Origin of the sequence: Faecalibacterium sp. Marseille-Q0746 (genome assembly GCF_017377595.1) — a bacterium.
Taxonomy (GTDB): domain Bacteria; phylum Bacillota; class Clostridia; order Oscillospirales; family Ruminococcaceae; genus Faecalibacterium; species Faecalibacterium duncaniae.
The window spans coordinates 1-802 of the sequence record NZ_JAFREI010000057.1 but is presented as its reverse complement, the minus strand read 5'-3'; the positions used below and the strand labels follow the sequence as shown (position 1 = coordinate 802).

Here is an 802-nt window from a genome sequence, read left to right as displayed (position 1 = left end):
TTCAATCTTGCTGCGAATCCGGCTGATGGAGGTTGTCAGGGTGTGTTCGTCCACAAACCTCTCGTCTATATCCCACAGCTTTTCCAAAAGCTGCCCACGGGTCAGCACTTGCCGGGGATTTTTGCGGAACAGGTTCAGCATTTTGTACTCCATCGGGGATAGGGTCAGGGGCTTGCCATTTAAGGAAGCCGTCTGCTCCGAGAAGTCCAGAAACAGCCGCCCGTCGTCGTAAATGTCCTTGGCCGGTTTGTGGTGTTCCAGCATGGCGAACATGGCTTTGATTTTTCGCTGCAAGGCCCCGATCACAAAGGGCTTTGTGATGTAGTCCACCGCGCCCACCTCATAGCCCCGTATCTGGTCGCTCTCCTGATCGTTGGCGGTCAGGAAAATCACGATGGTGTCCGGGTGCTGGGGCTTTATCAGCTTGCACAGCTCAAAACCATTGCCGTCCGGCAGGTTGATGTCCAGCAGCACTAAATCAAATTCCCGCTGGCGGATGGCGTCGGCTGCGGTTCTGGCATTTAGAGTAGAAGTCACGCCGTAGCCGTCTGCGGTCAGGTTATAGGCTAACATCTTATTCAAAAAACTGTCGTCCTCGACAATTAAAATCTGCTTCATATCCTCACTTCCTTTGCTTTTTGCAGATAGTATAACAGGCAAATGTCCGTGAAATGTTACAAGGACAAATATATTTATCATTTTACAGCTTTTTTATGTGTACTGCAATTTTATAAAAGAAAGGACAGCAGTATCATCAAATTGCTGTCCTTGCGGTTTATTATAGCTGGTAGTGTATAAGCGT

1 protein-coding gene is annotated in these 802 nt (G+C 48.8%); it reads right to left on the bottom strand.

Annotated features, from left to right (window positions below; genetic code table 11):
• Positions 1-618 (bottom strand): response regulator transcription factor (locus J3351_RS14035; protein ID WP_207698002.1); only part of this gene is annotated, 618 nt, incomplete at its 3' end.
• Between the last annotated feature and the right edge of the window lie 184 nt (positions 619-802).